14 protein-coding genes are annotated in these 12,861 nt (G+C 66.8%); 7 read left to right on the top strand and 7 right to left on the bottom strand.

Annotated elements, in window-relative coordinates; genetic code table 11:
* Positions 1 to 252 precede the first annotated feature (252 nt).
* Together E3O19_RS09590 and E3O19_RS09585 are read left to right on the top strand one after the other, a co-directional pair.
* Positions 253 to 1,224, top strand: a complete 972-nt coding sequence (locus E3O19_RS09590) for a MinD/ParA family ATP-binding protein (protein WP_134567093.1) — start codon at positions 253 to 255, stop codon at positions 1,222 to 1,224.
* 4 nt (positions 1,225 to 1,228) lie between these two features.
* Positions 1,229 to 1,939: a M50 family metallopeptidase gene (locus tag E3O19_RS09585; protein WP_134567092.1), complete on the top strand. Its 711-nt coding sequence runs from the start codon at positions 1,229 to 1,231 to the stop codon at positions 1,937 to 1,939.
* 208 nt (positions 1,940 to 2,147) lie between these two features.
* Here E3O19_RS09585 and E3O19_RS18330 read toward each other — a convergent pair whose 3' ends face one another.
* The 3 genes from E3O19_RS18330 to E3O19_RS09575 form a co-directional block, all read right to left on the bottom strand.
* Positions 2,148 to 2,447, bottom strand: a complete 300-nt coding sequence (locus E3O19_RS18330; RefSeq protein ID WP_277613021.1) for a hypothetical protein — start codon at positions 2,445 to 2,447, stop codon at positions 2,148 to 2,150.
* Complete coding sequence (locus E3O19_RS18580; RefSeq protein WP_134567091.1) at positions 2,380 to 2,568, bottom strand: hypothetical protein; 189 nt, start codon at positions 2,566 to 2,568, stop codon at positions 2,380 to 2,382. The genes E3O19_RS18330 and E3O19_RS18580 overlap by 68 nt, the downstream gene beginning before the upstream one ends.
* 380 nt (positions 2,569 to 2,948) lie before the next feature.
* Positions 2,949 to 3,680: a YqjF family protein gene (locus E3O19_RS09575; protein WP_134567090.1), complete on the bottom strand. Its 732-nt coding sequence runs from the start codon at positions 3,678 to 3,680 to the stop codon at positions 2,949 to 2,951.
* On the opposite strand from E3O19_RS09575, the gene E3O19_RS17810 reads away from it, so the two are divergent.
* Positions 3,646 to 3,804 (top strand): hypothetical protein, encoded by a 159-nt coding sequence (locus E3O19_RS17810; protein WP_166804522.1) that lies wholly within the window; start codon positions 3,646 to 3,648, stop codon positions 3,802 to 3,804. The genes E3O19_RS09575 and E3O19_RS17810 overlap by 35 nt on opposite strands.
* Here the strand turns inward: E3O19_RS17810 and E3O19_RS09570 are convergent.
* From E3O19_RS09570 to zapE, 3 genes are all read right to left on the bottom strand, one after another.
* Complete coding sequence (locus E3O19_RS09570; protein WP_166804531.1) at positions 3,792 to 5,255, bottom strand: flotillin family protein; 1,464 nt, start codon at positions 5,253 to 5,255, stop codon at positions 3,792 to 3,794. The two genes, E3O19_RS17810 and E3O19_RS09570, sit on opposite strands and share 13 nt — an antisense overlap.
* Positions 5,256 to 5,626: 371 nt before the next feature.
* Complete coding sequence (locus E3O19_RS09565) at positions 5,627 to 6,898, bottom strand: ammonium transporter (protein ID WP_134567088.1); 1,272 nt, start codon at positions 6,896 to 6,898, stop codon at positions 5,627 to 5,629.
* A gap of 223 nt (positions 6,899 to 7,121) precedes the next feature.
* Entirely contained in the window at positions 7,122 to 8,171 is a 1,050-nt protein-coding gene (zapE, locus tag E3O19_RS09560) for a cell division protein ZapE (protein WP_134567087.1), read from the bottom strand.
* 176 nt (positions 8,172 to 8,347) lie between these two features.
* On the opposite strand from zapE, the gene E3O19_RS09555 reads away from it, so the two are divergent.
* Positions 8,348 to 9,250 carry a sulfurtransferase gene (locus tag E3O19_RS09555; protein ID WP_134567086.1) on the top strand — a complete coding sequence of 301 codons (903 nt, stop codon included), beginning with the start codon at positions 8,348 to 8,350 and terminating at the stop codon, positions 9,248 to 9,250.
* Positions 9,251 to 9,321: 71 nt separating this feature from the next.
* Positions 9,322 to 9,765, top strand: coding sequence for a SufE family protein (locus tag E3O19_RS09550; protein WP_134567085.1), 444 nt, complete (start codon positions 9,322 to 9,324; stop codon positions 9,763 to 9,765).
* A gap of 39 nt (positions 9,766 to 9,804) precedes the next feature.
* Here the strand turns inward: E3O19_RS09550 and E3O19_RS09545 are convergent, their stop codons facing one another.
* On the bottom strand, positions 9,805 to 10,992 hold the full coding sequence (locus E3O19_RS09545) for an alpha/beta hydrolase family protein (protein WP_134567084.1): 1,188 nt from the start codon (positions 10,990 to 10,992) through the stop codon (positions 9,805 to 9,807).
* A 65-nt stretch (positions 10,993 to 11,057) separates the two neighbouring features.
* On the opposite strand from E3O19_RS09545, the gene E3O19_RS09540 reads away from it, so the two are divergent.
* Positions 11,058 to 11,648 (top strand): DUF3000 domain-containing protein, encoded by a 591-nt coding sequence (locus E3O19_RS09540; RefSeq protein ID WP_134567083.1) that lies wholly within the window; start codon positions 11,058 to 11,060, stop codon positions 11,646 to 11,648.
* Entirely contained in the window at positions 11,641 to 12,837 is a 1,197-nt protein-coding gene (locus E3O19_RS09535) for an HRDC domain-containing protein (RefSeq protein ID WP_420898600.1), read from the top strand. Before E3O19_RS09540 ends, E3O19_RS09535 begins: the two co-directional genes overlap by 8 nt.
* The last annotated feature ends 24 nt before the right edge of the window (positions 12,838 to 12,861 follow it).

The raw sequence follows: 12,861 nt of genomic DNA, 5'->3' as shown, positions 1-12,861 counted from the left end.
CTTTTGCCAACTTCCACCTCCGTTCCGGCGGAGCTGCTGTTGCGACCCAGTGTTGCACCGAATCGCCTCGTCGTCGCAGGCCCCCGGCCGGCAGGCAGGTCAGGCCCGTTTCGGTGCCCGTTGCCCGGCAGGAGCATGGTCCGCACCAACCGGTTTTGGACGACCGTGGAGAACCTCCTACGGTTGAGGACGTTGAAGCTCCATTCCCGATGAGGCGCAACACCGGTGAATCACGACGGAAAGAGACCGACCATGACGCTGAATACCCCCAGCACCGATGGTTCCGCCGCTCATGCCGGTTTCCTCAGCCCTCATCCGCCGGCCAACCCGTCGACAGCTGGGCCGGCCCAGCACGGGTGGCAGGGGAGGGTGGTGCGGCTGACCCGCGGACTCATCGCCTGCGGCCCCGGTCGCGCCGAGCGCGGGCAACGCCGGGCGATCGGTAGAGTCCAACGCGCCTTCGACGGCCCACGGACGATCGTGGTGCTCAATCCCAAGGGCGGAGCGAACAAAACGACTGCGACGTTGCTGATAGCCGCGACCATGGGAATGTACCGCGGCGGATACACCCTTGCCTGGGACAATAACGAGTCGATGGGTAACCTTGGGGTACGGATCATGGCCGGCGGGCACACGAATACCGCCATGGATCTTTTGCGGGACCTCGGCCGTTTTGACAACGGACACTCGATTCGGCTCGGTGACCTGGACAACTATGTCCACTCACAGGGGGATGCCCAGTTCGACGCCCTGGCGTCCGATCTCGACCCGGCGGGCGTGTCCACCATCGACGGACCGGCATACCGCAGGCTCTTCGGCATTCTCAGCCGTTTTTACCGGGTGCTGATTGTGGACACAGGCAACAACATGCGCGCCACCAACTGGGAGGCCGCGGTCGAAACGGCCGATCAGCTCGTGGTCGTGTCCACGATTCGCGAGGACACCGGGTACGGTGCGGCCGCGCTCCTGGAGGGACTGCGCCAGAAGGGACACGCCGACAAGGTAGCCCAGGCCGTCACAATCCTGACCATGCCGGCCACGGCCGTCGACGCCGCGCTCTCCAGGCGGCTGCACGACCACTTCGGCCAGCTCACCCGGGCCGTCTGCGACGTGCCATACGACCCGGCCATCGTCGCCGGCGGACCGCTGAACATCCACGCCCTGGCCCCGCACACTCGCCTGGCCTGGCTCCGCGCGACGGCGACGATTGCCGAAGGCCTCTGAGCCGGTGGACGTACTTCTCGGCTTCTGGGGGCGCGTCTGCGCCCATCAGGATGCGCTCCCCCCGACGACAGCCCTGCTCACCGTGCTCACGGCCGCCGTGTTCGTTCTGGTTCCGGCGTTATGGCGGCATGGACGCCATCTGGTCACCATCGCGCACGAGGGCGGCCACGCCCTGGTGGCGACACTGACCGGGCGCCGGCTGGGCGGCATCCGCCTGCACTCCGACACGTCGGGGCTCACGGTCAGCCGCGGACGACCGCGAGGATTCGGCATGATTCTCACCCTGCTCGCCGGTTACACCGCGCCGGCCCTGCTCGGCCTCGCCGCGGCCTCGATGCTGGGCGCCGGTTTTGCCACCGGATTGCTCTGGCTGATGCTCGCCGCGCTCACGCTGATCCTCGTTCAGATTCGCAACTGGTTCGGGCTCTGGTCGGTCCTGGTGACCGGCACACTTATCCTCGCGGTCACCTGGTTCGGCTCTGCCCTGGTCCAGGGAATCGGGGCCCTGCTGATCACGACGTTCCTGCTGCTGGGCGCCGTGCGCACCGCGCTCGAACTGCAGGTGTCCCGGTCCCGCCGCGGCGGGCACTCCTCCGATGCCGACCAGCTCGCCCGGCTCACCCACGTTCCGGGCACCGTCTGGGCTGGGCTGTTCATCCTGGTCGCGGTGCTGTGCGTCGGACTTGCGGCGAGCGTTCTCCAGATCTCCGCCTGACCGGAGTTCGTCCCGGCCCCTCTGCACTTGGTCCCAGACGAGTCGAGCGACACCATCACGGTCATTCGATCGAACTGCTCCGGTGCTGGCCGAGAGAAGTGCAGGAAGTTTGCCAACACTCGAACTGCAGGGCCATGGCGAGTGCTCGGCGATCTGATGTCCCTCTCGCGCCGCTACGTGACCCACGTTTCGCAGGAGAACGTTCTGGTCACGCAACGAGCGACGCCGCGAAGATCTGCCACGCCAAGAGTGACTTTGCCGCGAGGCTGAGCACCAGATACGTCTTTTCACCGAATGCGTAGTTGCGCCACGGGCCAACCTGCCGATACTGAAGCCACTGGTTGAGGGCGAAGCAGCAGCACAAGAAGAAGAAGAAGAAGAAGAAGAAGAAGAAGAAGAAAAGAAGAAGAAGAAGAAGAAGACTCCCTGAACGATCAGGATCACATACAGCGCTGCGGGTAGGTTTTCGTCTCTGAGCAGCGAAACATTGATGACCATTGCAACCCACGGGGTGGTGGAGGTTCGTGCAGGAGGTTCATCTTTTCCTGCAGCCAGCCGAACAGAATCATCGCGATGTTGGCACCGGCGATGGCGATGAGCGCGTTGATCGTGACGATGCCCCAGTACATGCTGATAAACCTGACCGGTCATCCAGGGCCGGATGCACCAGCAGGGGCGCCACCTTCTCGGCGTAGCTCACCCGGATCTGAGATACAAGGCCGATCAGCGCCTGCTGAGCTCGCAGCCTCACGGACGCTTGTCCCAGCACACCAGACAGAATGTTTCTGAGAGCGCCCACCCACCAGGCCGGGGCGCTCGGGTGGAGGCGTCCCCGGCAACAAGGCTGTTCGCCAGTGCCGGCAGCACGAACACGCAGCGCGGGAATCCGATCACGGACCGGAGCACCGAGAAAACGCCGATCGGGGTCGCCGCCTTGATCACGGGGTCCTCGCCCCGACGGTACCCGTCAGCGTCTCGGCTCCGGCAGGTATTGCGGGTGCCCAACGCCTCAACCGGCTCGTCCGAACCGAGTGGTCACCCCCGGCGAGTAGAGCACGGAATCGGGCTGCCGGTCGGCGACATCGGGGAACCCGGCCGCGGCCAGGAGAGTGTCGTCGAGCCGCACCAGCTCTGCGCGGAACAATGGCCACGGCTCATGGTGGTTGCGCAGGTGCACCGTTCGACCGCGCACCGTGGTGAAAAGTGCCCATCGCGCGGTGAGGAAGTCGGCCAGGGCATCGTCGACGACAGGCTGGTCCGTGCGGCGCGCCACGATGTCAGTCCGGGCGGAAACAGCCAGGTGCCTGCGGGAGGTGTAGCTGAACTCCCCCGCCGACCTGGCGAGCCTGGTGCGGGACCAGCGGTACGGAATCCGGAAAAGGGTCCGGGCGGCAATCACCGCGGCGAGCCTCGAGGCCTCCAGCGACACGAAGACCACTCCTCGATGGCCGGCGGCATCGACGGCGTACAGGCGGACGTTGACTTCGACGAAACTGCCGAAGTATGGCACCGGCGGGCTTCCCCAGACCGTCGCCCGGTCGAGCACGAACGGAATCAGACCCACCCAGCTGCTGCCGTCGAACTCATCCGGAACGAGCCCGGCAGGCAGGAGAGGGGCCACCTGCGCCGCCTCCACCCGCCAGTGCAGGAAGACCAGGTGCGACCACCGCTGGCTGGCCGATGCACGACCTGCCAGCAGCGGCGCAATGGACGAAATCGGTTGCGTCCCTGCACCCGTCATAGTGGACCTTCCTGTCTGTATTGCCGATGCCGATGCCGATGCCGATGCCGATGCCGATGGTTCACGTTACGGCACCCGGCTCGTCGACCGCGCACCCGTGGTGCGCCGCCGCTATTCGGCGTAGACCTCGGCCGCCTCCGGCTGCGACATGGGCGACGCATCGGACGCGGCAACGGCTGCCGGCTCCCCCGCCGGTTCAACCGGCGACGCTGCCCTCGCGAACCCCTGCCCGGCGACCGCCCCGCCGACGAGGCTGCCGAGCAGATCACGGATACCGACCCCCATCGTGGAGGAGAGCACGGCATCCACCTCGGTGAAGCCCGCGGCCACGCTCTTACTGAGCTGGCTCGCGCCGTCGGTCGAGATGACGGTCAGGTTGTCGATGTTGCTCATCGGCGCCGCGAGTTCGTGGGCGATCTGGGGCAGCATTTCCACCATTCGCAGTTGGATGAGCGCCTCCGACTGCTGGGCGAGGGCCTCCGCGCTGAGCCGGGTCGACTCGGCCTCGGCAGCGCCGCGGGCGAGGATGGCGTCGGCGTTGGCCTGGCCCTCGGCACGGATCGCTTCGGCATTCGCCTTGCGGCTGTCCCGGTCTGCGTTCGCCGCGGTCACCGCTGCATCGGCGGCAGCCGCCGCGGTGACCCGGATACGGTATGCCTCGGCGTCCGCGACGGCATTCACCTCGGATTCCAGCTCGGCCTTGCGCAGGCTCGCGCGGCGTTGGGCCGTGAGCTCCTGCTCCTGCACGATCGCCTGCTGGGTCTTCGCCTCGGCAAGCGGCCTGGCACCGGCAGCCTCGGCGGCCGCCTTGTCGGTGTCGAGCTGCAGGGCTGCGCGGCGCAGGGCGAGGGTGTTCTGGGCGACGGCGATGGCTTGTTCGGCGGCGATCGCCGCCTCCTGGGCCTCCCGGTTGGCCTGGTGTTCGGCGACCTCGGCCTGGCGGCGCACCTTGGCCTGCTCGGCTCGACCCATGTCCTTGATGTAGTCGTTGGCGTCGCTGATGCCCTTGATTTCGAACGAGTCGACGTCCAGGCCCTGGTTGGCCAGCGATTCGCGGGCGGTGGCGAGCACTGAGGCGCCGAGCTCGTCGCGCTTCTGGATGATCGTCATCACGTCGGTCGCACCGATCGAGGATCGCAGGGAACCGGACAGCACCTCGAGTGCGAAGTTGTCGATGTTCTTGTCCTGGCCGAGGAAGCGCTGGGCGGCGGCTCGGATGGCATCCGGGTCGTCGCCCACCTTCACGATGGCGACCGCTTCGACCGTCAGGGTGATACCCATCTTGTCCTGCGCGATGGCCGTGATTTCGATGGCCCGGCTGCGCAGGCTGATCTTGAAGGCCTTCTGGAAGAACGGGGTGATGAACACTCCCTGGCCGTGCACGACCCGCTGCCCGGACTGCTCGAGGGTGGCGCCGTCGACGATGGTCTTCTTCGATTTCTTGCCGGTGATGATGAGCGCCTCGTCAGGGCCGGCGTTCTTGTAGATCGACCGGGCATAGAGCAACACGATCAGGAAGGCGATGACCGCCAGCACGATGAACCCGGGAATGGGACTGAGCAGGAAATCTAACATTGGATCCTTTCGTTTTCCGCCCTGGCAGCGGCAGCGCTGATCACCGGCCATCGGCCGGCGACAGGACCCCCGCACGGCGTGCATCCGTGTCCTGTCCAGGCCACGCTATCGGGAGGGCGGCCTCCACGGGCCCGGCATGGACCCGGCAGGCAAAAAAAATCCCCGACCCGGTCTCAATAAAGAAACCGGCTCGGGGAATCTCGCGATGTTCGGGTGCATCGCCAGCACGTTGAGCTTCCCGCAGGAATGATCTCTCGGCAAGGGGCTGTACAACGGCTGTGGGCGGGACTATCGCAGGGCTGCTGCACAGAGTGGGGCGGCGCCCGGTTGAAACCGGACTCCGTCCCACCACTGCCCGAGGGGCCCGAGGATCAGACCGTGTCCAGAGCGTAACCCTCTTCGCCGTGCACGATGGTGTCGACTCCGGCCACCTCGTCTTCGTTGTTGATCCGGAAGCCGATCGTCTTCTGGATGACCCAGCCGATTGCGTACGCCATCACGAACGAGAAGATCGCGATTCCGAAGGCGGCCATCGCCTGCACTCCCAGCTGCGCCAGGCTGCCCGTGTCGAGGAGACCGATGCCCGAACCGAAGATGCCGATGAACAGTGTGCCGATCATGCCGCCGATGAGGTGGATGCCCACCACATCGAGCGAGTCATCGAAGCCCCACTTGAACTTGAGGTCGATGGCGACCGCGCAGACCGCGCCGACGAGCACGCCGAGCACGATCGCCCAGCCGGGGGTGAGGATGTTACAGGCCGGGGTGACGGCGACCAGGCCGGCGACGGCACCGGACGCGGCACCGATCGACGTGGGCTTGCCGTCCTTGATCTTCTCGACGATCAGCCAGCCGAGGATGCCGGCGGCGGGAGCGGCGAGCGTGTTCACCCAGGCGAGGGCGGCGATGCCGTCGACGGCGGCTTCTGAACCAGCGTTGAAGCCGAACCAACCGAACCAGAGAAGAGCGGCACCCAGCAGCGTCAGGGGAACGTTGTGCGGCTTCGAGATGCCTTTCTTGAAGCCGACGCGCTTGCCCAGGACCAGCGCGAGAGCCAGCCCGGCGGCACCGGCGTTGATGTGCACCGCGGTGCCCCCGGCGAAGTCATTGACCCCGAGTGCGGCGGGAGCCCAGCCGTCGGCGAGGTTGAAGACCCAGTAGGCGACGGGGAAGTAGACCAGCGTCGACCACACGGCGGCGAAGATCAACCATGCGCCGAACTTCGCCCGGTCGGCGATCGCGCCGGAAATCAGGGCGACGGTGATGATGGCGAAGGTCGCCTGGAAACCCGCGAAGGCGAGACCGTTCAGGTCCGGCGCCAGTGCGCCGTCCTTGCCTGCGCCGAGCAGCCCGCTCAGGCCGAGCAACGATGACGGGTTGCCCAGGAAGCCGGGGATGAGCGCCGGCCCGAACGCCATGCCGTACCCGTAGAGAACCCAGAGCACGCCCACGACACCCATGGCGCCGAAGCTCATCATCATCATGCTGATAACGCTCTTCGCCTTGACCATGCCGCCGTAGAAGAACGCGACGCCGGGCGTCATCAGGAGCACCAGGGCCGCCGCGACGAGCAGCCACAGCGAATTGAGGTTAAGGGATAGTTTATCCGTCGTGGCGTTCAACAGGACTGACAGTTCAACCATGGGCATGGTTACCTCTCTCTAACTCAGGATTGCCGTCGACGTGCACAGGGTGAGCAATTGATCGTGTCTCGGCGGGTACAAGAGTTAGTTTGGAACTGCCACGTTTCGGCGAATGCGCGCGGATGTTTCGGCCGCGTTACGCGGTCGGCGAACGTGTTAACATCGCGTTTCCGACACGGTTCCGGCCCGGCCGCCAGGCCGGGGCGCCAGGCCGGGGCGCCAATCAGTCGTGCGGCGGGAGCTCTCCCGTGGTCAGCGCCACCAGGCGCGACTGGGAGCGCTGGTACTTCTTGCGGTACCCGCCGGACAGCATCTCGTCGTCGAAAACCTCGTTGAGCGGTTGGCCGCTGGCGATGATCGGGATCTCGGCGTCGTAGACCCGGTCGATGAAGGCCACCAGGCGCAGAGCATCCGTCTGGTCGGTCAGCAGGTAGGCGTCGGTGAGTGCGATCACGTCGATGCCGTTGATGATCTTGATGTACTTCGACGGATGCACCGTGCTGAGATGTCGGATCAGGGCGCCGAAATCGTCGAGGGTGACGATCGATCCCCGCCCCGGGAGGGCACGGACGAGGTGCTCGAGCACATCTTCCGACACGGCGATCGCGTGGCCCTCGATGTCACGCCGGCGGTAGTCGAGGCCGTCGATCCGCACGATTTCGAAGTTCGCCGACATCGCCTGGATTTCCCGCAGGAAGTCGATCGCCGCGAAACGGCCCTCGCCCAGGGAGTTCGGCGGGGTGTTCGAGGTTGCGGCGACGCGGGTTCCCGAGGCGACGAGTTCCGCGAGCAGCCGGGTCATCAGCATTGTGTCGCCCGGGTCGTCGAGCTCGAATTCGTCGATGCAGATGAGACGGGCGCCGGAGAGCTGCTTGACCGTGGCCGCGTAGCCGAGGGCGCCGACCAGCGCCGTGTACTCGATGAAGGTGCCGAAGTATTTGGGGCCGGGGGCGGCATGCCAGAGCGCGGCGAGGAGGTGGGTCTTGCCCACTCCGAAGCCGCCGTCCAGGTAGATCCCGGGAAGCTCTGGTTTGGGCTTGCGGGTGCGGGAGAAGAAACCGCTGGGGCGCTGGGGCAGCCATGCGCCGGCGAAGGCGTTCAACCGCTCGACGGCCTCGAGTTGCGACGGGAAGTTCAGGTCCGGCCGGTAGGAATCGAAGGAGGCGTGCTCGAACTGGGGTGGCGGCGTCAACTCGGCGACGATTTCGGCTCCGGTGATACTGGGGGAACGATCGATCAGCCGAGGCTGACGGCGAGGCGCCTCTGGAGCCATGGTGGAACACCCGTGTTTCTGTGTCGATTGGTGGGAACACGCCTCCGGGTCATCGTGTGACCGACCGGATGCGTTCGCCGCCCACACCGCGTAGATTCGAAGAGCGGACGCTGACCAGCCTAAACCGCAGCCAAATCAATCCCGTGTCGTTCCGACGCTCCCCGGAGGTTATCCCCATGTCCGTCGCACTCGATCCGGCCCCCAAGTTCGCCGCCTACGCCCACCCCGAGCGGCTTGTGTCCACCGACTGGCTGCAGGTTCACCTCGGCGAGCCCGGCCTCGTCGTCGTGGAATCCGATGAGGATGTGCTGCTCTACGAGACCGGGCACATCCCCGCCGCCGTCAAGATCGACTGGCACACCGACCTCAACGACCCGGTGGAACGTGACTTCGTCGACGGCACCGCCTTTGCGGCAGTGCTCGGTTCCAAGGGGATCGCGCGGGACACGACGGTGGTCATCTACGGCGACAAGAACAACTGGTGGGCCGCGTATGCCCTGTGGGTGTTCACCCTCTTCGGCCACACCGATGTGCGCCTGCTCGACGGAGGCCGGGACAAGTGGATCGCCGAGGGGCGCGAGACCACAACCGTCGCCAGCCGGGTGACACCGGTCGACTACCCGGTCGTCCCCCGCAATGACGCGCCCATCCGCGCGTTCAAGGACGATGTGCTCGCCCACTTCGGCAATCCGCTGATCGACGTGAGGTCCCCCGAGGAGTACAGCGGGGAGCGTACACACATGCCGGCATACCCGGAGGAGGGCGCCCTCCGCGGCGGCCACATCCCGTCGGCCGCGTCCGTGCCGTGGGCCCGCGCCGCCGCACCGGATGCGACCTTCCGCACCCGGGCCGAACTCGACACCATCTACCGCGGCGAGGCCGGTCTCACCGACGGCGACAAGGTGATCGCCTACTGCCGGATCGGGGAGCGCTCCAGCCATACCTGGTTCGTGCTCACTCACCTGCTCGGCTTCGAGGGCGTCCGCAACTACGACGGTTCCTGGACCGAATGGGGCAACGCGGTGCACGTGCCGATCGCGCTCGGCACCGACCCTGGTGCCGCCCCGTCCCCCCACTGATCCTCCCGCCGAGTGTTCCCGGCTCGCCGGCCACGCGCCGCCTCTCTGCGGCGCGTGGCAGAATATGCTCGATGACTTACACCGAACTGCCCGCGAAACTGGCCGAGATCCAGGGTGACTTCCTCGCCCTCGAGCAACCCGACCGCCTGCTGCTCCTGCTCGAGTTCGCCAATGAGCTCCCGGCGCTCCCCGCGAGATACGACGAGCATCCCGACCTTCTCGAACGGGTCGTCGAGTGCCAGTCCCCCGTGTTCATGTTCGTCGAGGTGGATGACGACGCCCGCAGATCGGTGCACCTCTACGCGACTGCGCCCAGGGAATCACCGACCACCAGGGGCTTCGCGTCCATCCTCGCTCAGGGTCTCGACGGCCTCAGCACCGAGGAGGTACTCGCCGTTCCTGACGACTACCCGCAGTCGATCGGCCTGACGAAGGCCGTGTCGCCGCTGCGCATCCGCGGGATGACGGCGATGCTCGCCCGCACGAAACGACGGCTCCGCGAGACCGGTGCCTGACCACGCGGCTGCTCGCAGGAGCCAAAGCCCGAGCCCGAGTCACCGTGTCGGGAGTGCCGCCAGCCAGTTCATGATCGCCTGGTTCCAGCTCTCCCGGTCGTAGTTCCACAGCTTGGTGTGGCGGGCGACAGTGAACGGCAGGAAGGTGACGATGTCGGGTCGACGCACGGCAAGGGCCCGCGAACCGGTCGCCGGCACGTAACCGTCGTCATCGCTGTGCATCAGCAGGACCGGCCGGTCAAGTTCGGCCGCCCGCGACACGAAGTCCAGCCGGCGGAAGTCGATCGGGGCCCTCTGTCCGGTGATCAGCCCGCCCCAGCGCCGGCCCAGCACCTGCATCGCGCCACTGGACACCATCCCCGGCAACCCCAGGCTGTCACCCTGGAAGGCGACGACATCGGCCCAGTCGATCACGGGCGAGTCGAGCACGACACCCACGACGAGTTCCCGCAACCGGGACCGGGTGGCCGCCTGCAGCACAATGGCACCGCCCATCGACCAGCCCATCAGCACGATCTCGGTGGCCCCGTGGCCCGCGGCGAACGCAATGGCCGCCTCGACGTCCTGCCACTCGGTGTCGCCGAGACCGTAGCGCCCGTCGGCGCTCACGGGCGCTTCGCCGTCGTTCCGGTACGAAATGAGAAGGGAGGTGTACCCGGCGTCCCTGAAAACCGGCACCGCCCGCAGCGTCTCCTGCCGCCGCACGCCGCGGCCGTGCACTTGGATGACCCACCGCCCGCCCGGGACCGTCGACGAAATCAGCCAGGCCGGGGCATCCCCGGCCGGAGTCGGAATGAGCACGTCCTCGAAGTCGACCGAGAGGTCCCAGGGACCCAGGAAGGAATATCCGCCGAGGCGGCCGCGCCGCGCCTCCGCCAGGTCGCCGTAGTCGACTCGCAGGATGCGCCGGGTCACCGCCGCGGGCGTGCTGCGGAGAACCTCCCCCACGTGCGCATGCCCGCTGTCACCGGAGAACCAGAAGCTGTAGTCGCCCTGGAGCACGGAGTCGGCAGTGGACTGCAACGTGATCGTTCCGGCCGCGAGATCAACGGCCTCGACCCGCACGTCATCGGCGCGCTTCACCGACGGCGTGACGATCCGACGGGCCATGACACCGGAGAGAACACTCGCCGCCAGGGCGCCACTGGCCAGAGCGGCCCCACCGATTATCCCGGCCAACGCCGCAATCCGCACCAGACGCCCGACCCAGTCACACCCTCTGCTCACGCGTCGCCTCCACCCGCTCGGCGTGCCTGTCGTAAAGCACCCTGAAAAAACTCTAGTCTGCACTCGTGCCCGAAACACAGGAACCACTCCCGCCGGAGTTCGCCGCAGCCCTCGAGGCGGTTCGGCGCGCCCGGTCCCGGGTCGAACTGGTGGTCAACGAGATCTCGGCGCCGGGCAATCTTGCGCCCTACGCCGTGGCGCTCGCCGCCGACGTGACGCCGAGTCGTCACGGCGGGAACTCCGACCTCGGAACGGGCCGGTTCATCCTGCTCTACGACCCCGATGAGCCAGAAGCGTGGGGGGGCGCCTTCCGCGTGGTCTGTTTCGCGCAGGCTCCACTGGAAACGGACATCGGCCTCGACCCGTTCCTCGCCGAGGTTGCCTGGGCCTGGCTGGTCGACGCGCTCGACGCCCACGGTGCCCGATACACCGCGGCATCAGGGACTGCGACTAAGATCATCTCGTCAGGCTTCGGCGAACTTGCCAAGCAGGGCGACGGAGCACAGATAGAGCTGAGAGCCTCGTGGACGCCGCAGGACCACAATCTCACCGCCCATGTCGAAGGATGGGGTGAACTGCTCTGCATGCTCGCAGGTCTTCCACCCACTGGCGAAGGAGTCAGCATGTTGTCCACACGCCGAACCGGACGTGGTTGATCACCACGTGATCGACACGCGGGACGCCTACTTGACGGCGACCGCGGCTATTGTCGGCGGCACTGGCCCGATCGGGGTCGACGCGGAGCGTGCCTCCGGCTTCACCTACTCGCAGCGCGCGTACCTGATCCAGATCTACCGTCGGGGCGCCGGTACCTTCCTGTTCGATCCGCCGGCGATCGGCGATTTCCGCGAACTGAACGACGCCCTCGTCGACGAGGAGTGGATCTTCCACGCCGCCAGCCAGGACCTCGCCTGCCTGCGCGAGGTCGGCCTCGACCCAGCGCGGATCTTTGACACCGAACTCGCCGCACGCCTGTTAGGCATGCCCCGGGTCGGCCTCGGCACGGTCGTCGAAGAGCTGCTCGGCATCCACCTGGCCAAGGAGCACTCAGCCGCGAACTGGTCGACCCGCCCGCTGCCGGAGGCGTGGCTCGTCTACGGCGCGCTCGACGTTGAGCTGCTCCCGAACCTTCGCGATCAGATGGTCGAAATGCTCGCGGCAGACCAGAAGAGCGTCATCGCCGAGCAGGAGTTCGCGGCGGTACTGACGCGGGAGACCAAACCCCCGCTGGCCGAGCCGTGGCGGCGACTGTCCGGCGTGCATTCCCTCCGCACCCAGCGCAACCTGGCCGTCGCTCGTGAACTCTGGCTCGCCCGGGACAGACTTGCGCAGGACATCGACGTCTCACCGGGACGTCTCGTGCCGGACGCGTCGCTCATCGCGGCGGCTCGCGCCCTTCCGACCACCCGCCAGGGTCTCGCCGACCTCCGGGATTTCAGCGGTCGGGCGAGCCGTAGCGAACTCGACCGATGGTGGGCCGCAATCCAGACCGGCCTGGCCCAGACCGATCTCCCGTCGCTGCGGGGAAACGGGGACGCTCTTCCCCCGCCCCGAGCCTGGGCCGACCGTAATCCGGAGGCCGACCTGCGTTTCAAGGCCGCGCGCGCGGTGCTCGCCGAGATCTCCACGGAGTTCCTCATCCCACTGGAGAACCTGGTTACGCCCGATTACGTGCGCCGGATGGCCTGGACTCCGCCGGAGCCGATCGACGCCGAATCGGTCGGGCAGGCCCTGGCCGTCCTCGGAGCGCGCGAGTGGCAAATTGAACTTACCTCACAACGAATCGCCGATGCCTTTGTCGACATTCACCAAACGATCGTGGCAGCCTCGGAAGCGGATTCGTAGGAACCGTCCAAGGATTCTTCTGAC

Source organism: Cryobacterium algoritolerans (genome assembly GCF_004402785.1).
Classification (GTDB): Bacteria; Actinomycetota; Actinomycetes; order Actinomycetales; family Microbacteriaceae; genus Cryobacterium; species Cryobacterium algoritolerans.
Note: the sequence above shows the minus strand (reverse complement) of the source record. Positions and strands in the feature narration are given on the sequence as shown.

What these genes read in the sequence shown, in the direction of transcription:
- E3O19_RS09590 (WP_134567093.1), top strand. Translation starts at nt 253, where the DNA reads ATGACGCTGAATACCCCCAGCACCGATGGTTCCGCCGCTCATGCCGGT.
- E3O19_RS18580 (WP_134567091.1), bottom strand. Translation starts at nt 2,568, where the DNA reads ATGTACTGGGGCATCGTCACGATCAACGCGCTCATCGCCATCGCCGGT.
- E3O19_RS17810 (WP_166804522.1), top strand. Translation starts at nt 3,646, where the DNA reads ATGGACGAAATCGGTTGCGTCCCTGCACCCGTCATAGTGGACCTTCCT.
- E3O19_RS09575 (WP_134567090.1), bottom strand. Translation starts at nt 3,680, where the DNA reads ATGACGGGTGCAGGGACGCAACCGATTTCGTCCATTGCGCCGCTGCTG.
- E3O19_RS09570 (WP_166804531.1), bottom strand. Translation starts at nt 5,255, where the DNA reads ATGTTAGATTTCCTGCTCAGTCCCATTCCCGGGTTCATCGTGCTGGCG.
- E3O19_RS09565 (WP_134567088.1), bottom strand. Translation starts at nt 6,898, where the DNA reads ATGGTTGAACTGTCAGTCCTGTTGAACGCCACGACGGATAAACTATCC.
- zapE (WP_134567087.1), bottom strand. Translation starts at nt 8,171, where the DNA reads ATGGCTCCAGAGGCGCCTCGCCGTCAGCCTCGGCTGATCGATCGTTCC.
- E3O19_RS09555 (WP_134567086.1), top strand. Translation starts at nt 8,348, where the DNA reads ATGTCCGTCGCACTCGATCCGGCCCCCAAGTTCGCCGCCTACGCCCAC.
- E3O19_RS09550 (WP_134567085.1), top strand. Translation starts at nt 9,322, where the DNA reads ATGACTTACACCGAACTGCCCGCGAAACTGGCCGAGATCCAGGGTGAC.